Source organism: Bradyrhizobium sp. PSBB068, assembly GCA_016839165.1.
GTDB lineage: Bacteria > Pseudomonadota > Alphaproteobacteria > Rhizobiales > Xanthobacteraceae > Bradyrhizobium.
In genome coordinates this window covers 3219665-3241475 of the sequence record CP069300.1, presented here as the reverse complement: position 1 = coordinate 3241475, position 21811 = coordinate 3219665, and the positions used below count along the sequence as shown (strand labels likewise).

Annotated in this window: 12 protein-coding genes; 10 read left to right on the top strand and 2 right to left on the bottom strand. The window is 61.8% G+C overall.

Annotation, left to right across the window (positions count from 1 at the left end; all coding sequences use genetic code 11):
* Positions 1-17: 17 nt before the first annotated feature.
* Together JQ507_14995 and JQ507_14990 are read left to right on the top strand one after the other, a co-directional pair.
* Complete coding sequence (locus JQ507_14995) at positions 18-422, top strand: response regulator (protein ID QRI72687.1); 405 nt, start codon at positions 18-20, stop codon at positions 420-422.
* A gap of 19 nt (positions 423-441) precedes the next feature.
* Complete coding sequence (locus JQ507_14990) at positions 442-2679, top strand: CHASE3 domain-containing protein (GenBank protein ID QRI72686.1); 2238 nt, start codon at positions 442-444, stop codon at positions 2677-2679.
* 116 nt (positions 2680-2795) lie between these two features.
* On the opposite strand, the gene JQ507_14985 is transcribed toward JQ507_14990, so the two are convergent.
* A complete protein-coding gene (locus JQ507_14985) occupies positions 2796-3689 on the bottom strand; it encodes a DMT family transporter (protein QRI72685.1) in 894 nt (297 codons plus the stop codon).
* Positions 3690-4505: 816 nt separating this feature from the next.
* Between JQ507_14985 and JQ507_14980 the strand changes: the two genes are divergently transcribed.
* Together JQ507_14980 and JQ507_14975 are read left to right on the top strand one after the other, a co-directional pair.
* On the top strand, positions 4506-8285 hold the full coding sequence (locus tag JQ507_14980; protein ID QRI72684.1) for a vitamin B12-dependent ribonucleotide reductase: 3780 nt from the start codon (positions 4506-4508) through the stop codon (positions 8283-8285).
* Between the two features lie 191 nt (positions 8286-8476).
* Entirely contained in the window at positions 8477-9034 is a 558-nt protein-coding gene (locus tag JQ507_14975) for a hypothetical protein (GenBank protein QRI72683.1), read from the top strand.
* Between the two features lie 751 nt (positions 9035-9785).
* Here JQ507_14975 and JQ507_14970 read toward each other — a convergent pair.
* Positions 9786-10241, bottom strand: a complete 456-nt coding sequence (locus JQ507_14970; GenBank protein ID QRI72682.1) for a transposase family protein — start codon at positions 10239-10241, stop codon at positions 9786-9788.
* Positions 10242-10715: 474 nt separating this feature from the next.
* On the opposite strand from JQ507_14970, the gene JQ507_14965 reads away from it, so the two are divergent.
* The 6 genes from JQ507_14965 to JQ507_14940 all read left to right on the top strand — a co-directional run bounded on the left by JQ507_14965 (position 10716) and on the right by JQ507_14940 (position 21601).
* Complete coding sequence (locus tag JQ507_14965) at positions 10716-11270, top strand: hypothetical protein (protein ID QRI72681.1); 555 nt, start codon at positions 10716-10718, stop codon at positions 11268-11270.
* Positions 11271-11595: 325 nt separating this feature from the next.
* Positions 11596-13041: a dNTP triphosphohydrolase gene (dgt, locus tag JQ507_14960; protein QRI72680.1), complete on the top strand. Its 1446-nt coding sequence runs from the start codon at positions 11596-11598 to the stop codon at positions 13039-13041.
* Between the two features lie 2 nt (positions 13042-13043).
* The gene (locus tag JQ507_14955; GenBank protein QRI72679.1) at positions 13044-13802 is read left to right on the top strand and encodes a hypothetical protein; all 759 of its coding nucleotides are present in this window, start codon (positions 13044-13046) and stop codon (positions 13800-13802) included.
* 138 nt (positions 13803-13940) lie between these two features.
* Positions 13941-18362: an ATP-binding protein gene (locus JQ507_14950; protein QRI72678.1), complete on the top strand. Its 4422-nt coding sequence runs from the start codon at positions 13941-13943 to the stop codon at positions 18360-18362.
* Positions 18359-20407 (top strand): hypothetical protein, encoded by a 2049-nt coding sequence (locus tag JQ507_14945; GenBank protein QRI72677.1) that lies wholly within the window; start codon positions 18359-18361, stop codon positions 20405-20407. Before JQ507_14950 ends, JQ507_14945 begins: the two co-directional genes overlap by 4 nt.
* 6 nt (positions 20408-20413) lie before the next feature.
* Entirely contained in the window at positions 20414-21601 is a 1188-nt protein-coding gene (locus tag JQ507_14940; GenBank protein QRI72676.1) for a hypothetical protein, read from the top strand.
* Positions 21602-21811 lie beyond the last annotated feature (210 nt).

Genomic DNA, 21811 nt, shown 5'->3' with positions numbered 1-21811 from the left:
CAGCAAGAGGATGCATCGTGCCGAGCGTTCTCGTGGTCGATGACGACCCGATGGTGTGCGTTGCCATCGAGGTGTGTTTGCAGCGCCAGGGCTTCGACGTCACCGTCGCAGACGGCAGTGAAGCGGGCATGCGCGCGCTGGACCAGGCAACGTTCGACGTCATGCTGGTCGACGTCTTCATGCCGCATATGCGCGGTTTCGAGGCTATCCGCATCTTCCACGAGCGCGCCCCCGACATTCCGGTCATCGCGATGTCGGGCTACGACTTCGCCAATGCCGACCGGGCGCCGGACTTCCTGCGGATGACGATCGAGCTCGGGGCGTCCGCCTGCCTGCGCAAGCCGTTTACCCCGCAGGCGCTGGTGGCCGCCGTTAACGAATGTCTTGCGAAGTCGGCTCCTTCTGCTCGTCTTTCGAAATAATTGCTCGTACTAATCGTCGATGGCTTCCCAACGTCTCATTCTTGGCAGTGGCCTTGCGATCCTCCTCGTCATCAGCGCGGCGTCGATCGGGCTGGACGTCAAGTCACGCAGCGAGATTGATTCGGTCGATCGCACGCTCCGCATCCTCAAATGCATTTCGGACGCGCGTCCGCTGCCGCGCGCCGTCGAGAGCGCGGCGCGTGGTTTCGCGCTGACCGGCGATGCGACCTTCGCCGACGAGTTCCGAGAGCAGAGCACCGCCCTCACCGCCGCCTTCGACGAGTTGACGAACGCCGTGAAGGCGGCCCCGGAGGAAGCGCAGCTGATCGAGGGCACCAGGGGCCAGGTCGAGCGCGCCATCGCGCTCGGCGCCGAACTGATCAGGTTGCGCACGGCGGACGACACGGCCGGCGCCGCGGCGCTGATCTCCACAGGCGAGAGCCGCTCGCTGGTGGACAAGGTCGGCACCGCGCTCGATCGGCTGGTCGCCGAAGAGCGCCGTCTGCTCGGGATTCGCACCGACCAGTCCAAGGCCAATGGGCGGCTGTTGCTGGCGATCGACCTCGCGGGCGTGGCGATGATCCTGCTGCTCGCGGTCGCACTGACGGTGACGGCCCGCCGCGCCAGCCGCGAACTGCAGGGCGCGCTCAGCGCGACCAAGGCGACCAATCTGTCGCTCGAGGGCAAGGTGGCCGAGCGCACCAAGGATCTCGGCGCCGCGCTCGAAGGGCTGCGCCGGTCAACATCGGTGATGGAAACCACATTCCGCAGCATGGCCGAAGCGGTGCTGGTGATCGACACCGGGGGCATCGTGCTGCTCTCCAATCCGGCCGCCGAGAAGATGCTGCGCTACAGGCCGGGCATGACGGTCCGGCAGCTGCGCGACCTGAGCAACGTGTTCCAGTCCGACGGCGTCACGCCGATGCAGGTCGAGGACATGCCGTCGGCCAGGGCGCTGCGCGGCGAGGAATTCGACGGGCTGGAGTTCGTCGCACGACCGGTGCGCGGCGCGCCCGAGGTTCACCTCGTGGTGTCGGGCCGGCCGCTGCGCGACGGCGACAACACCATCACCGGCGCCGCGCTGATCTACCACGACATCACCGCCTCGCGCGAAACCGAGCACAAGCTGCAGCAGGCGCAGAAGCTCGACGCGATCGGCAAGCTGACCGGCGGCGTCGCGCACGACTTCAACAACATGCTGACGGTCATCACCGGCACCACCGAGACGCTGGTCGACAGCCTGCGCTCGCAGCCGAAGCTGGCGCAGACCGCCGAGCTGATCGACCGCGCCGCCGAGCGGTGCCGCGAGCTGATCCAGCATCTGCTGGCCTTCGCCCGCCGCCAGCCGCTGGAGCCGCGCACCGTCGACATCAACGGCACCGTGGTCGACATCGCCAAGCTGCTGCGGCCGACGCTCGGCGAGCAGATCGAGATCAATTCGGTGCTCGCGCCCGATGTCGCGAGCGTCCATATCGATCCGTCGCAGCTTGCCAACTCGCTGCTCAACATGGCGATCAATGCGCGCGACGCGATGCCGAACGGCGGCAAGCTGTTGTTCGAGACCAGCAACATCGTGCTCGACGAAGCCTATGCGGCTGTCAATCCCGACATCACGCCGGGCCGCTACGTGCTGCTCGCGGTCAGCGACACTGGCACCGGCATGTCGCACGCCGTGCAGGACAAGGTGTTCGAGCCGTTCTTCACCACCAAGGAGGTCGGCAAGGGCTCAGGTCTCGGCATGAGCATGGTCTACGGCTTCGTCAAGCAGTCCGGCGGCCATATCAAGATCTACAGCGAGGAAGGCCACGGCACCACGATCAAGCTCTACCTGCCCCCTGCCCGCGGCCAGGCCGAGGTGGAAGCGCCCGCGCCGGAGCCGCCGCGGCGCGGCAGCGAAGTGATCCTGGTGGTGGAAGACGACCAATTGGTCCGAAACTATGTGGTCACGCAGCTCGGCAGCCTCGGCTACAAGACCATCGCCGTGCCCGATTCCCGCGCCGCGCTGGCGCTGGTCGACAAGGGCGAGAAGTTCGACCTCTTGTTCACCGACGTCATCATGCCCGGCGGCATGAACGGCCGCCAGCTTGCCGATGAAGTGAGAAAGCGACGGCCCGGCCTCAAGGTGCTCTACACCTCGGGCTATACCGAGAACGCGATCGTGCATCACGGCCGCCTCGACGAGGGTGTGCTGCTGCTCGCAAAACCCTACCGCAAGGCGCAGCTCGCCAGCATGCTGCAGCAGGCGCTCGGCGAGTGATGTAAGCGCTCGTCATTGCGAGCGAAGCGAAGCAATCCCTTTCGCCGCTTGTGGAGGCAATGGATTGCCGCGGCGCTGCGCGCCTCGCAACGACGGGGAAAAATCCGCAAGCACAACTACCTTGTCGCCAGCACGACGCCCGCCAGCGTGAACAGCAGCGCGATGATCTGGGTCGGCCCGAGCGGCTCGTGCAGCGCGACTGCGGAGGCGATCACGCCGATCACGGGCACCGCCATGGTGCCGATCGCCGCGACTGAAGCCGGCAGCCGCGCGAGCGCGGCAAACCAGGCGACGTAAGCGACGCAGAACTGGATCAGCGTCGAATAGACCAGGAGCCACCAGCCGACGGTGGTGATGCGGTCGATATGCGTGGTCTCGATCAGCAGGCCGACGATGGCGATCGGCACGCAGCCGAGGCCGATCTGCCAGGCCGCGGCGGGGATCGGCGGCATCACCAGCGGATATTTCTTCGCCAGCACGGTGCCGAGCGCAAAGCCGAACGCGCCGCCGAGCGCCATGATGATTCCCGGCAGCTTCTCCTTGCTTGCGGAAATACCGTTGCCGCCCATGATCGCGGCGAGCCCCGCGAACGCCATCACCAGCGCGATGGTCCGCAGCAGCGTCGGTCGTTCGCCGAGCACCGGCCAGGCCAGCAGCGAAGCCCAGACCGGCATGGTGTAGGCGATCAGCGCGGTCTCGCTCGCCGGCAGCCAGAGCAGCGCGAGCCCCATCAGCACCATCCAGCCGGTGACGTTGAGCAACGCAAACAGCACGAGCCGCGGCCACATCCTGGCCTCGACATGCAGGCTCTGGGCGCGGATCAGCGCCAGCACGGCCAGCAGCACGGCGCCGATCACCCCGGTAGCGCCGCGCAAGGTCAGCGGCGGCAGCTCGCTGAGCAGAAATTTGGTGGACGGCCAGTTGAATCCCCAGCCCACCGAGGTGATGGCGAGGAACATCAGGCCGGCGGGCGCAAGGCGCGTCCGCGCAGGGGGATTCGGATCTGTCATGGAGCCCGGCAAGGGGGTGGAAAGGATGTGAGTCGCCCGCACCTTGCCCGCGATTTTGTCGCCCGACCATCACGCCTCTGACATGCCTGATCCGTAGTTTGCCCGTAGGCCTACGTGAGTCCCCAAAATTCAATCCGGCGCGGCGAATAAAAACTTCGCCTGTGAACAGCGGGGCGAAACGCCAATCCACAGGCGCCACGAATTTTTTTGGCTTGGGAATCCCTCAGGACTCACCGATAGTTGGCGCGATCACAGGCGCGGCACCGCCCCCTGTTATCCCCCTCCCCTCCACCATATTTAGTGTTTGATTCAGAAACTCGTACTAGTCCTTGACGGGCGTGACGGACATGGCCTAGCTTCCAACCTGTTCGGCGCGAGTGTGTTTGGGTCCCCGCCGGTCGCTCCCACAAGGGTTCCAAAATGACCACTCCGCCAGGCCTTCGGGCCGCGGGTGAAGGGCTTTGCTGCCCTGATTTTGGGCCGCCGTCGGAGTGACAGAACGGGCCGAGAAGGACCCGGAAACAGAGGCCGTAACCGGCCCGCGAGAAGCGTACGCGTGATGTGTCGCGTGAAGCGTTTGGGGCGTTGAATGCATGACCCGAAGGAACCGACCCAGTCGGGTGCCATCGGGAACGTGCCACTGCCGGGCCGGGCCAAACCGGCGCCGAGCGGATGAGAGAACAGGCCGGATCCACCGGCTGAGCTGCGGATGACGGGAGGCGTGCCCACACGTGTTCCGAACTCCGCGAACAGATAACATTCCGGCAACCTGCGGGAAAACGCGGGACCGGGCAGAAGAAGTGACGGGGCTCGACCATGCGAATCGAACGACGCAACACCACCAGCGGACAATCTCCCTACGCCGGGATCAATTTCCGCCTGACCACCTCAGAGATCCGCAATCCGGACGGCTCGGTCGTGTTCCGCGCCGAGAACGTCGAGGTTCCGGAGTTCTGGTCGCAGGTCGCCTCCGACGTGCTGGCGCAGAAGTACTTTCGCAAGGCCGGCGTCGCCGCGCGCCTGAAGAAGGTCGAGGAAGAGACCGTGCCGTCGTGGCTGTGGCGTTCGGTGCCCGACACCGAGGCCCTGGCGTCGCTGCCCGAGAACGAGCGCATCGTCGGCGAGACCAGCGCAAAACAGGTGTTCGATCGCCTCGCCGGCTGCTGGACCTATTGGGGCTGGAAGGGCGGCTACTTCTCGTCGGAAGAAGATGCGCTGGCCTTCTTCGACGAGCTGCGTTTCCAGCTGGCCAAGCAGATGGTCGCGCCGAACTCGCCGCAGTGGTTCAACACCGGCCTGCACTGGGCCTATGGCGTCGACGGCCCCGGCCAGGGCCACTATTACGTCGACTGGAAGACCGGCAAACTGACAAAATCGAAGTCGGCCTATGAGCATCCGCAGCCGCATGCCTGCTTCATCCAGGGCGTCGGCGACGACCTCGTCAACGAGGGCGGCATCATGGACCTCTGGGTGCGCGAGGCGCGCCTGTTCAAGTATGGCTCCGGCACCGGCTCCAACTTCTCCAGCCTGCGCGGCGAAGGCGAAAAGCTCTCCGGCGGCGGCCGCTCGTCGGGCCTGATGAGCTTCCTGAAGATCGGCGACCGTGCCGCCGGCGCGATCAAGTCGGGCGGCACCACCCGCCGCGCCGCCAAGATGGTCGTGGTCGATGCCGACCATCCCGATATCGAGACCTATATCGACTGGAAGGTGAAGGAGGAGCAGAAGGTCGCAGCGCTCGTCACCGGCTCCAAGATCAACCAGAAGCACCTCAAGGCCGTGATGAAGGCCTGCGTCAACTGCGAAGGCTCTGGCGACGATTGCTTCGATCCCGAGAAGAACCCGGCGCTCCGCCGCGAGATCAAGCTCGCCCGCCGCAACCTCGTGCCCGACAACTACATCAAGCGCGTCATCCAGTTCGCCAAGCAGGGCTACAAGGAGATCTCGTTCGACATCTACGACACCGACTGGGACTCGGAGGCCTACCTCACCGTCTCCGGCCAGAACTCCAACAATTCGGTGTCGCTGAAGGATGATTTCCTGCGCGCGGTGGAAACCGACGGCGACTGGAATCTGGTCGGCCGCACCACGAAGAAGGTGACGAAGACGCTGAAGGCCCGCGACCTCTGGGAGAAGATCGGTTACGCCGCCTGGGCCTCCGCCGATCCCGGCCTGCACTTCAACACCACCATGAACGACTGGCACACCTGCAAGGCGTCCGGCGACATTCGCGCCTCCAATCCGTGCTCGGAATACATGTTCCTGGACGACACGGCGTGCAACCTCGCTTCCGCCAATCTGCTGACGTTCTACAACTCGTCCACCAAGCGGTTCGACGTCGAGTCCTACGAGCATCTCTGCAGGCTCTGGACCATCGTGCTCGAAATCTCGGTCATGATGGCCCAGTTCCCGTCGAAGGCGATCGCCGAGCTGTCCTACGAGTTCCGCACCCTCGGCCTCGGTTTTGCAAATATCGGCGGTCTCTTGATGACCATGGGCCTGCCCTATGACAGCAAGGAAGGCCGCGCGCTGTGCGGCGCGCTGACCGCGGTCATGACCGGCATCTCCTACAAGACCTCGGCGGAGATGGCGGCCGAGCTCGGCACCTTCCCGGGATACAAGAAGAACGCCGCGCACATGCTGCGCGTGATCCGCAACCACCGCCGCGCAGCCCACGGCAATGCCGGTGGTTACGAGGCGCTCGCGGTCAACCCGGTGCCGCTCGATCACGCCTCGTGCCCGCAAGGAGACATCGTCGCGCACGCCAAGCTGGCGTGGGACGACGCGCTGGCGCTCGGCGAGGTCAACGGCTATCGCAACGCCCAGACCACCGTCGTGGCGCCGACCGGCACCATCGGCCTCGTGATGGATTGCGACACCACCGGCATCGAGCCTGATTTCGCGCTGGTCAAGTTCAAGAAGCTCGCCGGCGGCGGCTACTTCAAGATCATCAACCAGGCGGTGCCGTCGGCGCTGCGCGCGCTCGGCTATCGCGAGAGCGAGATCGCCGAGATCGAGGCCTACGCCGTCGGCCACGGCTCGCTGTCCAATGCACCCGGGATCAACGCCTCGACCCTCAAGGCAAAAGGCTTCACCGACGAAGCCATCGCCAAGGTCGAAAAGGCGCTGCCGACCGCGTTCGACATCAAGTTCGCCTTCAACAAGTGGACCTTTGGCGAGGACTTCATCCGCGACCAGCTCGGCATCGGTGCCGAGGCGATCGCGGCCCCCGGCTTCGACCTGCTCCAGACGGTCGGCTTCACCAAGCGCGAGATCGAAGCTGCCAACGTGCACATCTGCGGCGCGATGACGGTGGAAGGTGCGCCGCACCTGAAGGCCGAGCACTACCCCGTGTTCGACTGCGCCAATCCCTGCGGCAAGATCGGCAAGCGGTATCTCTCGGTCGAGAGCCACATCCGGATGATGGCGGCCTCGCAGCCGTTCATCTCGGGCGCGATCTCCAAGACAATCAACATGCCGAACGACGCCACGGTGGAGGACTGCAAGTCCGCCTACCTGCTGTCGTGGAAGCTGGCGCTGAAGGCCAACGCGCTGTACCGCGACGGCTCCAAGCTGTCGCAGCCGCTCAACTCGCAGCTCATCTCCGACGATGAGGACGAGGACGATGCGGTGGAAGCGCTCTACGAGAAGCCGATGGCGGCGCGTGCCGCCCAGGTCTCGGAGAAGATCGTCGAGAAGCTGGTCGAGCGCATCGTCGTGATGCGCGAGCGCGAGAAGATGCCGGATCGCCGCAAGGGTTACACCCAGAAGGCTGTGGTCGGCGGCCACAAGGTCTATCTCCGCACCGGCGAATATGACGACGGCCGGCTCGGCGAGATCTTCATCGACATGCACAAGGAAGGCGCGGCGCTGCGCTCCTTCATCAACAATTTTGCGATCGCGGTGTCGCTCGGTCTGCAATACGGCGTGCCGCTGGAAGAGTATGTCGACGCCTTCACCTTCACCCGCTTCGAGCCCGCGGGCCCGGTGCAGGGCAACGACTCGATCAAATACGCGACCTCGATCCTCGACTATGTCTTCCGCGAGCTCGCGGTGAGCTACATGTCGCGCTTCGACCTCGCCCATGTCGATCCGAACGAGAGTGGCTTCGACGCGCTCGGCAAGGGCGTCGAGGAAGGCAAGGAGCAGCCGGAAGAGGCTCCGCACCACCACGCGACGAAGTATCTGTCGCGTGGCCTGACCCGCTCGCGCACCGACAACCTCGTCATCATGCGCGGCGGCTCGGCCGCGGTGAGCCAGAACGCCGACAACGCCCCCGCCGGCGGCAACCGCGTGACCTCACTGGCCTCGCACGGCGCAACCGGACGCGGCGTCTCCGACACCATCGAAGGCGCCGTCGCCCTGAAGCAGGAAGTCAGCCACGACCTCTCGCCCACCGAGAAGCTCGAGGCCCTGCAACAGTGGAGCAAGCCCGGCAGCGCCGCAGCCGCCGCCCCATCCAAGGCGGAGCGTCGCGCCGAAGCCAAGGCCAAGGGCTATGAGGGCGAGATGTGCTCGGAGTGCGGCAACTTCACGCTGGTGCGGAACGGGACCTGCATGAAGTGCGATACGTGCGGCAGCACGACGGGGTGTTCGTGAGCGGAACCAGACAGCTGTGAAGTCTGCGGATACTTGTCCATCCCGCATACTTCAGTGACCGTTCGACACACACTTGTTTGCCTGAAGAAAACTATTCCCTCGCCGGCGGTTCGAAGCAACCGCCGGCGAGTTCGATTCCAACTCGATGATCTGGGAATGAACGCCCTGTTGGCGTCGAAAGGGAAGAAGAAATGCGAGAAGTGTTCCGTGTCCCAGCCCTGGACTCGTCCGAGATTTGGGAGATCGCGAAAGCGCAACGGCACCAGTTGGCTAGACACAATGCCGATCGGATCGACCTTCTGGGCTGCTTGGAGGCGGCCGAGGAGCTCTGGACGATGTCGGGCACGCGACGTTTTCGGCTCGAAATCGTCTCAAATGAGGAACTGCCCGCCGAATCTTGCCGGCCCACCTTTGACGGAACCGAGATCGTCCTCATGGTGCCGCGGCACGTCCGACACCGAGCGTTCTTAGGAGACGGAGAGGCTCGATTCCTCATCGCCCGCGGTCTGGGAAATGCGACCCTGCACGCGGCTGTCCTTCTCGAACATTTGGGCCGGCCGCGGCCCTGCTTCGAGCGGGTCGTAGGAGCGTGTTCGTCGGCGTGGCAGGCGGGTCTGTTCGCGACCGCGTTCCTCGCCGGCGACTCGGCATGGCGCCTCCCTTCTCCGGAGGCCGTTTCGGTCCATGCCGGCATCGATTTGACCCATACTGAGATCTTTACGAGACATATGGCGTCGCGGAAGGTCTGAACTCCCGCTAGTTGGCTCGCCTTCGGCATATCGTGTGGAAAGCGCGATTTCCCGTCGATCCTCGTCAAGTTCTCCAAGGTCGATGCCGCCATCCAGGCCTTGATCCGGACACGCTCTCGGTCAACGAATTCGTGAGGCAGGTCGACCTGAAGAAGCAGCCGCCCAGATCCTGCTGAAGCGGGGCATCGTGAAGTCCACCGTCCGCAAACGGGCCGGCCACAAGGTCGCCGCGTTCCCCGTAGCGAGATCGACGCCTTCCGACGGAGCTACGTCACGCTCGCCGAACTCATCCGCGAGCGCTGCGAACACCACGAAGTCGCTCCGAGCCGCAGATCTTGCTTACCTTTGACCTCGGAGGCGATCCACCGACGGGATGTTAGGATTGCGGCATCTTCAGCGTCGCGCGCGGGGGAGCCGATTTCCGCTGAGAAACGGTAGTGCTCGCATAGAGCGCGGATAAGCCGTCGAACCCGGCCATTCGGCTTTTCGTGTGATGTAACTGACCGTATCTCCCGCCATCGCCTAGTTTTCCATGTTTTTCGCTTGACGAACGCCCGAACGGCACACTCCGCCGGTCGGCTTTTTGTGTGGTCCGATTGATTATCTTCTACAGCATTCAGGTGCGCCTCGGACGCCGGGCTACCGTTTCGCCCTGACATGGCGACTTACGTCCGCCTGATGGGCTCTCGCGAACGCCAAGACGAGCGACGACCGTATAAACGGCTGCCGTGAAGCTTCTGTGTAGACAGGGTCAATCCACCACGTGTCGTCCGCGCGAACGTGACCCGGTTAGCGCGGGAATCCGGTCTCTAACGATCCGACGCACCGTCTTTTCATGGATCCCAACCTCCTTTGCGATTGTGGAAAAAGGACGTTGAACCGCTTCCATGCGGATTCGATCGATCAATCGCTCGGTCATGCGGAATTTATGATCCATCTCCGGGACGGGTTGTAGCGAGGTGGTGCCGCAAAGCGCACAGCGGTACCGGAGCCGTTCGACAACGATAGCGACAGTCCCGCCTTGGTCCGGTACGTCCTGGTAAGTCGTATTTTTCTTGCCGTGGACACGAAGCTGGCCGCCACAGTGCGAACATCGGCCGGTTTGGCTGCTGCTCGGAATCGCGGTGGCAATCGTGGCGAACCGTCCCCGATACGGCCGTCGAATTCGTTCGATGTACAGGCAGTGCAGGTCCGCGAAGTCGCACATGAGCCTCGGGCCCTTCCAGAGTCTTCTTTCCGAAGGGCTCTCTACAGAACAAGTCAGCAAGTCCGGAGTCGGGGTCTCGGCTTTTCGTGTGGCATCCGACACAAGGCGTTACGCGGAAGCGCCGTTTCGCAGTACCTGCAAAAGTCCAGCCCTGCTAAGCGATTCAAACCACTATGTTTTTCGCCTTCGCGCGAAATTGCATCAAGACTCTTTTGCAGCCTGGGTGTTCAATAAAGCCGGCAAACGTCCGTCGGACGCTACGAGCTGGAGCATCAGAAATGACGATCATCACCGAATAGCCGAAAAGTGCCCGCCTCTGGAAAGACGGGCACTCGGTCGACGAACAACCAGTCCGATTTTGCACCCGGACGATAGTGACGATCGCACTGCGCGCAGTATGCGGCAAGCGATTTTACACCGTCGACCTCTCGCCAACCGCCCCCTCCTTTCATATTCAACAAGCAAGAGAAGCCGATGTCCTATCTTTCGTCCGATCAAATGATCAAAACCAGCGAAGCGTTTTCAGTGCCCTTGGCGCTGTTTCGCGTGGCGTACACCGTGAGTGCAATTGATTTCGAAAATGCGACGCACGATCGTTTCGAATCCGAGAAGGATCTGGCGTCCGTGCTCGATAAAATCCTTGCCGCTCGAAAAATGAATCATCACCTTTATCGGAGCACCCCGTTCGCGCCGCCGACGCCCGCTGCGTTTCCCCGATGGCGTTTCGACTTCGGAAGCGGCGACGACGTGATCACGGAATTGAAAAAGGATACGTTCTTCGGGGAGTTCGAAGGCGAAAATCATCTGGAAAAAGGGATCGGGCGCCGAGAAATCTGGCGGCGCATCGTCGATGAGGCGAACCAGGCCTTCGCAGTGTCCGTTCGGATCGTCAGTTCCCGGGCCACCCGCCTTTCTGGAGACGATCTGGCCGACGTCATCGACGGAATTTGCCTGGACCATAAATTCGATCAGCCGGCATTCTGGCCAGATTTTGATGAAATCGCGAAGCGTATCCAGTCATTGGGATAGGTCAGCAGCAGCAAGATACGATCGAGTTGTGGCGGCCTCGCCGCAGCTCGTCGGCCGATTCCGAAACCATCATCGTTTCTGGTCTAAAAGCTTGAAAAAGCAGGTGGAAACGTCGGCCAATGGAGATTCCGGGCGTGCGTATTCCGCCGGTCCCTGCTATGGTTATCGTCGGCGGACCCGTCTTGCCAGTCAGTGTCTGACCGCTCACCAGAATCGCTCCTGAACGAATTGGGCTCTTACATCTTTGCGAGCATGTGAAGCTCATTTCATACTATAGGTTGTAGTGAATGTTTAGGTGCGTGTTTCCGTACCGGGGAGCGCTGTGATGGCTAAAGCGCAGCGCAAGTTGGATTGGGCAAAGCTGCTCAACGGCCATCGGCGTAAGCCACCATCGGCACCAAGTCCGCAGAAGGGCCCAGAGCAGCGGATCCCCCTCGAACGGGACTATGATCGCCTGCTCTTTTCCACGCCCGTCCGACGACTCGCCGACAAGACCCAGGTCTTCCCGCTGGAGCGCAACGACAGCGTCAGGACTCGTTTGACGCACAGCCACGAGGTCGCGAACCTTGCGCGGAGCATTGGCACGACCCTCGTCTACAATCACGGGGAAGAGCTCGGCTTGGCAGCCATTCCGGATGCCGCTCGTTCGGTGCCGTCGCTGCTCGGCGCGATCGGCCTCGCCCACGACCTCGGGAACCCTCCGTTTGGTCACCAAGGCGAAGATGCCATGCAATCCTGGATCGCGGGCCACTCCGTACCCAAGGGAAAGGATCAGAACTCGTTCGACATTTTCGCCGGCGCCAACCTCACTGCTGCCCAGCGGCGGGATTTCGAGAAGTTCGAGGGCAATGCGCAGGCGCTCCGTCTGCTGACTCGGCTCCAGATCATCAATGATGGCTACGGTCTCAACATGAGCTACGCCGCCCTCGCGGCTCTCATGAAATATCCCGTCCCGTCCAGCAAGATCGACAAAAAGATCCAATCGCGGAAGAAGTTCAATTTCTTCCAGTCGGAGGCAAAGATCGTCGACGAAGTGTGGCGGAACACCGGCCTTCAAGAAGGCGTGCGCCACCCCCTGACCCTTGTGATGGAAGCCTGCGACGACATCGCCTATTCGGTTTTGGACCTGGAAGATGCTGCCAAGAAGGGCCTGATCTCGTTCCACGACTTGATCGCTTCCTTGAACCACGACGCTAAAGATGACCCGCAAATCCTTGATATCTGTGAGCAATCCCGAAACCGTGAGATTGACTACCGCCAATCCCAATTGTCCGGAGCCGAGCTCTCCGACATCTCGATGCAGATGCTGCGGGTCCAAGCTATCGGCCTTATGGTCAATGCCGTGACTGCCGCTTTCGTCGCGAATCGCGATACAATCATGGCCGGAAAATTCCACGGCGAGCTGTTGGCAGGATCGCGCTCCGAGGCCCTTTGGAAAGCCCTGAAAGGCTTCGCTCGGGAGCACGTCTATTCCCATCGCAGCGTGATCGAGGTCGAGTTGGAGGGGCACCGCACCATTCACGCGTTGATGGACGCGTTTTGGCAGGCCATCCGGAACCGGGGTGCCGAAGATTTCGTGAACCCCCGTGGCACGAAGCCCTACGATGCCTATGTCTATTCGCGCATCTCGGAAAATTACCGGCGCGCTGCGCAGATGTCGGAAATGCCTATGCGTTATCGAGAACTTCAGCTGATGACCGACATGATCTCCGGCATGACCGATTCGTTCGCTGTTGAGCTTTGTCGCAAGCTGGTTTCGTTGAAGGGATGACGATGCAGGCCCTCGCCCGCAACGAACGAGAACTGGGACGAAGGATAAATACCTTCCTCAAGTCCGACGCGCGCGGCGTCGAGGCTGGGGAATTGATTCAACGGCTGAGCACGGTCGGCAAGGTCGGTATCTTCGGCGGTATGGTGCGTGACATCGCCAGGTCGGGCAGCGAAGCCTTCGCCTCCGATATCGACCTGGTGGTCGACGGCGATACCGAAGGGCTGGCCAAGGCCGTCGCCGGCTGCCGTGCCGAGCGCAATCGTTTCGGGGGTTACCGCCTGAGCGGTCGTCATGTGAAATTCGACGTTTGGGCCCTTCACGACACTTGGGCCATCAAGGAAGGTTTGGTCGGGGCATCGGGACTGGCAGACCTGACGAAGACCACCTTTTTCGATTGGGATGCCGCGGTCTATATCCCGGCGGAGAGTGCGCTGCACTGCAGCATCGATTACTTCGACCGGATCCACAGCGGCGTGGTGACCATCAATCTCGAGGAAAACCCCAACCCACTCGGCGCCATCGCGAGGACGCTTCGACTCCTTGTCGATTGGGAGGTCGGGTTGTCGCGACGCCTTGCCGACTTCCTCTGGCAGCAAATCAAGGCTCACGACGTGAATTCATTGGTCCACGCCCAAAAATACACTTTGGGACACGTGCCGGTGAAGGGGCAGAGCATTCCGGTGCTGCGGCGGAAATTGAGCGCCCGAGACTTCTTCGAACCCGAGTTCAGATACCAGCGAAGCCGGCGTCCTTGGGCCTGACCGCACACGTCCCGCACTGCATTTGTGAACAATATTTGTTATCGACCAATGCCTTGTTGACCAAATCTACTTCCCGCTGAATAGATCGCATCGGGTGGTCGGGTTGCTGCTGCTCCCACCGTCAACCGGAGCGACAACGTGGTGTACCGACTGGGAAAGCGAGCCATTTCGCAATACATCCGGACGGATTGCCAACGACGCCTTCGACTCGATCTCTACAGCACCGCAGCCGATCGCGCAGCGGCCGGAGCACCCGAACGGGATGCAGCTCGTCCGGGTTTCGCGCTTATCACCCAAGCCGGCCGAAATCACGAGCGGCAGAAGTTTGCCGAACTGTCTGAGGTGCTACCGCATTTGGTGATCCACGGGGCTCCTACCGCGTTTACGGAGGGCGAAGAGCGTGCATTCGGCACCATTCTGCTTCGCGATCACCTTCCCAGCGTCGTCGCGAACCAGTTGCTGATCGAGGCGGAGTATCAGGTCACTCCAGCCTTCGTGGCTGCCCACGGGCTCTCCGATCTCGCCGATGGCAAAGCGTTCAACGGGGCCAACCACCTCGAATTCTCAGCGGTCCGTCCGGACATCATTCACGTCGTACCTCCCAGCGGCGGACGGCGCCGCGCCATCTTGATCGACGGCGCGATCACGCCCGTTGTCGACGACAGGTTCGGGCTGAAAGTGATCGACGTGAAGATCTCAGGCGAGGCATCGCCCGCCCATTTCTCGGAGCTCGCCTATTACGGAATGACGCTGGCGGGCTGGTTGGACGCCAATGGTCTCAGCGACCGCTTCTTCGTCCTCGCAGAAGCCGCAATCTGGCCAGGCCGCCACGACGCGTCCAGTATCGAAATCCAGTTGCGCCAGGACGTGAAGGATCACGTAACGGACCGGCATCAGGAGAAATACTTGGCTGCCTTGGCCGTTGACCTGGAAACGATGCCGCCGGAGGTCGTTCTGGGGCGCGTCGCCAGATTCTTGCGACACGACCTACGCAAGATCCTGAGCGAACCGGATTGGCGCGACCTGCCATGGCATGTCGATCACCGATGCTCCGGTTGCGATTATCTCGGCTACAAATGGTCGACCGAGGAGGATGCCGCCGCGGCGATCCCGACCCCGCCGGCGCGCGCCCAACAGGCACAGTCGGCCTACTGTTGGACTATGGCAAAGGACCTGGACCATCCCAGCCGCGTGGCCGGCCTGACCGAGGGTGCGCGCGGCAAGCTTCTCGAAGGCGGGATCGCGAATGTTCAAAGCCTTTCAGCAGCATCGGCGGGCAACATCGTCTTCGAATCGCATCAAACCCTCCGCGCAAAGCGAACAGTGCTCGTCGCGCGCGGTTTGACTTTGGTGAACACCCTGCCCGCAGCCATACCGGATCGAGCCGGCACATCGGCCGTCTTGCCAAGCTTCTCCGACATCCGCGTCAACATTTCCGCGGACTTTGACGTCGGATCGGGCCTGACATTCGCGTTCGGATACAACATCTCCTACGGCGTGCCGAACGCACCACGTACCGCAAATGCGGGCTATGGCAGAGCGTTCACCAATCGCGACCGCGCCTTGTTGGTCCTGGAGCGTTCGGTTGACGCCGAGGGAGAGATCCTGCGTCAGTGGCTCGAGTTCATGATGCAGGATATCGCCCGCGCGCGGGCCGATACGCTGGCGGGCTATCGGCTGTTCGATCCCAACAAGCGAGACGTCACGATCCAGTTCTATATCTGGGATCGACTGGTCTTCAATCACCTTTGCCGCATCATGGGCAGGCATCTCGATATCGTGCAAGCTCCCGTTCGCATCGGAGGCACCGACGTCAGCCCAATGTCCTGGCTGTTTCCGGCAGAAACCGTACTCGAGGACGCCAGGTACACCAGCGTGTCGTCCCCGCTCACGATCGTCTCTGAGATCGTGAACAGCCTCGTCGCGGCGGCGGTCCCCCATCACTACGGTCTGGTTAGCCTGGCCAACGACCTAGACGCCGACCGCCGCGCCCGGACCGACGGATCGACTTGGGCATTCAACGTCAACAAGTTCTACCTCGACCCCCTCTCAGACCAGATTCCGTCGGAGCGCGGCAGTGAGATCTGGCAAAGGAAGTCGCCGTTCCGATCGCAGGACTTTCAGTGGCATCAGGAGCAAACGAGACGCGTCGTACGCGACAAACTGCGGGCGCTATCGTGGATCGTCGACGGCATCAGTCGCCGTCTGCGCGACACGCTCAGCGCAGAAGCGCCAACGGTCGGCGAGATATTCAGGCCTGAACAACCACTGACCGGCGTCGGCTTCGATGGTCAGATGCTGTATCAGCACACACGCCTGATGCAGGCCGCACAGAAACTTGAGAATGACCTGCTGCTGGCGATGCCTGCCCATGAGCGTGAAGCCCGCTTCATGAGCGCCCGAGTCGATAGAACATTGATCGGAGAAGAACGCGCTGTATGCCTTCGGCACTATGGACTCGGAAACTCGATCGCCAATCCCTCGGTCTATGCCTTCGAACTCAGGGAGGCATCGCGCGAGGTCCGCATTAAGGATGGTGACTTTCTCCTCTCGTTCGCGCCCGAGGACCTGCTGGCGCAGGTTCAGCACGAAACAGCGGCCGGGTTCAAGACGCAGTTTCCAGCTCTGCAACAGACGCTTCCGATCCAGGGCGGCGACTACCAGGATTCTGCGCGAGCTTCGCTGCGAGTTTCGGTCAGGAAGATCGACAGGGCAAACCGCCGCTTGATCATCGAGGCGTCCGCGCTCCTTCAGACGGCAATTCGGTTGGGCATCGCGAACCTCGATTTCAATCCGCGTCAGGGGCGCTTCGGTGTGGTCGATCCGGTCGTCCTTGATTTCTTTTCACGCCGGCTGAGAGATGCGCTGTCCGGCCGCACCGGCCAGTGGGGTTCGCCCGGGATCAGAAATCCTCCGTTGGCCCTCAGCCGCCCCTTGTTTCAAGCGAGGATCGCCAATGTCGGCCGGCTGAATCCCAGAGCCTCGGCGAGCGTGCCGGCCGAAACCTTCATTTGGAACGCCGACGTGGCGGCGAGCACGGCAACCGGGCTGTCCGCGGCTGATGTGGTCGCCATCGCCCGCTCAATAGCTCCGGACATCACACCGAAGCAAAGCGAGGCTATCGAACGCTCCGTTCAACGCCAATTGGCGATCTGGTGGGGACCGCCAGGAACCGGCAAGAGCGCTACGGCGCAAGCGTACCTCGCGTCTTCCCTGAAACATGCGGCCGACACCGGCGCCGGCCTGCGTATCGCAGTCACCGGCTTCACGTGGGTCGCCATCGATCACGTCGCCAAAAGACTCCCGGGACTGCTTGCCCGGTTGGGTATCACCGACCGGATACGCCTGGTGCGTCTCGCTTCGGGTGCGGGATCCCTCGAGTCGGTCGCGCCCGAGCTTCAACGGTTTGTGCTACCGATGAATGATCGGGGGGCGCCGGATCGTCAGGACCTGGAAGCCGCTCTCTCTGCGCGAGACTCGCTCGTCCTGGTCGCAAGCACGGTCGAGCAGATCGCGAAGCTCGGCGGGTCGGTGATCGCTCCCCTGTTCGACCTCGTGCTGATCGACGAAGCGTCGCAGGTCGATGTCGCCCATGCCATCGTCGCATTTACCAAGCTCGCGCCCGGCGCGCGGCTAACAGTGGTCGGCGACGACCTGCAGATGGCCCCAATTCATCCCATCGAGCCGCCCGTCGGCGCCGAGCATCTCGTCGGCTCGATATTCGATTTCTACCGCCATTATCGACGACGCGGCCAAGCCGACCCCGGGATTGACCGGATCATGCTGGATCGCAGTTTCCGTTCGAATTCGGAGATTGTCGACTTCGTCAGGCTCGCCGGCTACCAGGATCTGCACGCCAGCGATAAAAGCAAGGATCTGAGGTTCGCGACGGAAGTTCCCTTGACGCCGGAGGCGCCGGCGTTGTGGCCGGCTGGCCTGATCTGGTCGCCGGCCTATGCACAGACCCTCGACCCCGGCAAACCACTGACAGCCGTCATCCATAACGACCGTTTCAGTAGCCAACGCAACCAGGAAGAGGCTGACCTCGTTGCCAGCCTGGTCTTAGCATTGTTCGAGAGCCGATTGATGAACATCGACGCCGCGAACGCGGCACCTTTGTCCCCCGTCGACTTCTTTCGTAAGGGCGTCGGCATCGTGACGCCCCATCGGGCACAGCAGGCCGCCGTCTTCGAAAGGCTGGCCGCCGAACTCGCGGGACGTGTCGACGCCAATGAAATCTTCGCCGCCGTCGACACGGTCGAGCGTTTCCAGGGACAGGAAAAGACCGTGATGATCGCCAGCTTCGGTCTGGGTGATAAGGATCAGATCGCGGCGGAGGAAACTTTCCTGTTCCAACTCAATCGGTTCAACGTCACGGCATCGCGCGCCAAGGCCAAGTTCATCGCCATTATGAGCCGCAGATTGTTGGATCACCTTCCGACCGACAAGGTGGCCCTCCATCAGTCCCGCCTCATCAAACATTATGCCGATGGCTTCTTGCAGCGATCCGTTCCAATATCGCTGCCGGGTCTGGGCGAGTGCGAGTTGCGTACCCGATGAGTAATGAACTGCCGAAACGATCGTTGCTGGACGACGGAGACGTCCCGCTTATCGGGCTCGCCCGCCTCGCTTATCGCGAAAGCGTCCGCCCCCGGGACGTCTATCAGTCGCATAAGTGGTTCGCCCGACGTCTGGCGGTGACGGCCCGATCGTTGCTGGTGGCCGCCGGCACGCCCTCCGGCGAGTCATTTTGGAAGTCGTATTATCAAGGCCCGTCGTACAAAGGCTTGAAGGTTCTGGACCCGTTTCTTGGCGGCGGCGTGATGGTCATGGAAGCTTCGCGCCTCGGCGCCGACATCCACGGGCTCGACGTCGAGCCCGTCGCGACGGCAATATCGTCCTTTCAGGGACGCCTGCGAACGCTGCCACCGCTCGAACCCGTGCTTGACGCCCTGTGCGCCGACATCGGTGCCCGGCTCGCGCCCTATTATCGCGCGAAGGATGCGAGCGGGCAAAAACAACTCCTGCTGCATGCATTCTGGGTCCAATCAGTATCGTGCGATCACTGCTCTCATCAATTCCACGCGCATCCAAAATTCCGCCTCGGCTCCGACGTCCGAATTGGCAAGCAGTGGATCGCATGCCGGGAATGCAGCAGCATTATCTGCAACAAGTTCGGATCGAAGACCGGTCGGTGCGCCTGTGGCGTACGAACGACTTGCGAAGATGGGCACGTGGATTCCGGGACCGCGGTTTGCCCGTCGTGCGGTCATCGACAGAAGCTCATTGACGAGGCCACGACGACGACCATGCGGCCGACGTTCGAACTTTTCGCCGTGGAGGTTATCCCGGATGGCGTGGAGCGGCGTTACATTGGAAACGAACGAACGATCAGAACTGCGACGGATTTCGACCGCAGAATGTACTCTAACGCTGCGAGAGCTCTCGCTGCTTTGAAGGCGCAGTCACCCAATATCATTCCACCCTCGCCTATTCCGCGCGTGGGGCGGATCGATGACAGGCTTTTCCGCTACGGCTACGTCAATTACTCGGACCTGTTCTCTGCAAGACAGCAGCTTCACCTCGCGCTGCTGGCCCAAGCGATCGAAAAGCTGGAGGGGCCCGTGCGCGAAGCCTTCGCGATAGCCTTTTCCGACCACCTGACGACCAACAACCTCCTCTGCGGGTACGCCGGCGACTGGCGCAGGCTCAGCCCCCTGTTCTCGATCCGGGCGTTCAGGCACATTGCCAGGCCTGTCGAGATCAATCCTTGGCTCCGAAGAAACGGGCGCGGTACATTTCCCAACGCTGTGCGATCCGTTCAGCGGGCCGCGGCCGCCTTGCTTGTTCCTCAAGAACCTACGCGGGCCGGATCGGTCCGTCCCGTCGAAGACCAAGCGTCCGGGTCGTGGGACTTACGGTGCGCAGATGCGCAGGACATGTCCCACCTACGCGACCGAGCGATCGACTTGGTCCTTACCGACCCTCCCTACTTCGACTACATTTCTTACTCTGAACTCGGCCACTTCTTCGTTCCATGGATGGTGCACTTCGGCCTGATCTCCGCTTCCTGCCTTGAAGGCTTTCCCGCCCATCAACTGGCGGCAGGATCGAAGTCACCTGCGGCGATCGAACATTTCACCACCGGCATGACGAAGGCGTTCAAGGAAATTCGCCGCGTGTGCAAGGACGACGCCAGAATCGTCTTCACGTACCAGAACCTAGACGGCCGGGGATGGGAAGCTCTCGCGAATGCGATGGCGACGAGCGGCGTGATTCCCATCTGTGCCTTTCCGCTTTTAGGTGACTGCGGCACGCGGCTACACAAGAGGGACCGCTCCATATCATGGGACGCGATCATGGTCTGCAAGGTCGGTGCCCCGAAAGCCTGGCGAGTTCCCGTCGATTTCACTCCAGAGGCGGGACACGATCTCGCGCGGGCATGGTCTAAACGCATTCGCGCGGCGGGATTGGATTTTACGGATAGCGACGCGGCGAACATTTCTTTCGCGGGAAGCATCGTCGCAGCGGCAGGACGACCTCATTCGCGACGGGAACAGTCCGGCGAAAGACCCCCTGCAAGGGCAACTACTCGCAGGTCCTGAGCCGCCATGTCTGATGAAAAAGAACGAGACAGCGCAATCGAAGCTACCAAGCAGCGGCTGCTAAAGCTGACAAAGGGGCTGACACCCCCTGCCTCTAGCGGTTACATCGACTTCTCGGCTTCCACCTACAGACCCTCCCCTGCGGATTTTCCAGTTCCAGAACTTCTCTTGTTCGCGCTTCGCTTGCTCGGCCTACCTTGGTCGGGTCCTGAAGAGAAATGCCGGTGGACGGTATATTTCGACTTTCTCGGCAAGCGTGCTTCCGTCTCACTTCGTAAGTTCGGCTTCTCAATCTCGCATGACCCCGAGCTCGCGGGGGCGCTCCTGTCCCGGCTCGAGGGACAGTTGCAAAAGGCCGCTCAGGCCGTCGAAAGATTGATCGAGCCGCTGGCAAAGCAGGAAATCGAAGCTGACAACTTTGTGATAGCAAACAGGTATGCAGAATTCGACATAAGGTACCGCTTCTTCCGCGGACAAGCGCAAACGGCATACAAGCGCGCGCGTCGAAAGCCCTCGAAACCAGGTGCGTCCAAAGCCACCCGCAAGTCGCTAGATTCTCTGTCATCCATGTTGACATCGGACTTAAACCGCGTCCGGAAGCATCAGGTAGCCGGATTCTTCAACGCAACGGCGATGATCGACGCTTTTTTTAGCCGGCTCGAGCATCAAGCGATCCTGCTCATCGCATTTCTGCCAAGTGACAGCACGGATTCGGTGTTCGCGCGCATGTCGAAAAAATGGGACGAGAAGCTGAAGGCCGTGCTCGACGCCGAGAGCGACAAGACATTCAAGAAACTCTATGCTGAACTGCGTTCGCTCAAAGAAAGAGTCCGGAATCCATTTTCGCACGGCGGAGTCGAAAACGACATGGGCTGGATGCAAATTTACATTCCCGGCATCGGTAACGTCCCCGCCAATTTTAGTGCGATCAAGCACAGCGTGCGGTTCGCTAATTTGCCAGTCGACGAGGCACTCTTTGAATCGGTTTGCGATCTGTTCGACAGATTCGATGAGTACATGTCCGGCGGACCGGTCAAGCGGGCGCACAGGCTGATTGACGCCGGCGTCGATCCGGCATGTGACCCCGCGTCGAGGCTGGATTATGCCAAGGCAATCAAGTCCGAACACGCTTTGACTGCCTTCGTCGATAGGTGGGGACACGAGTGGGAACGGCACGCAAACATGGAATACTAACCTGCGCTATACTGACTAGATGTCCGCCGCCGCCGCTCCGAGTACGAAGCTCAACCTGAGTTTGGTGGGCCCAATTGAGTTTGCTCCACGTCAGCATTTGAAGCGAGAGCCAGTAAGTCTATTGCGTATTTCTCAACTTCTAGTAACTAGTGTTATGACGTCTCTCGCGTTGCGCGCGAGGTGTTAGCCGGCGCGAGCGTCGGGCTTTCC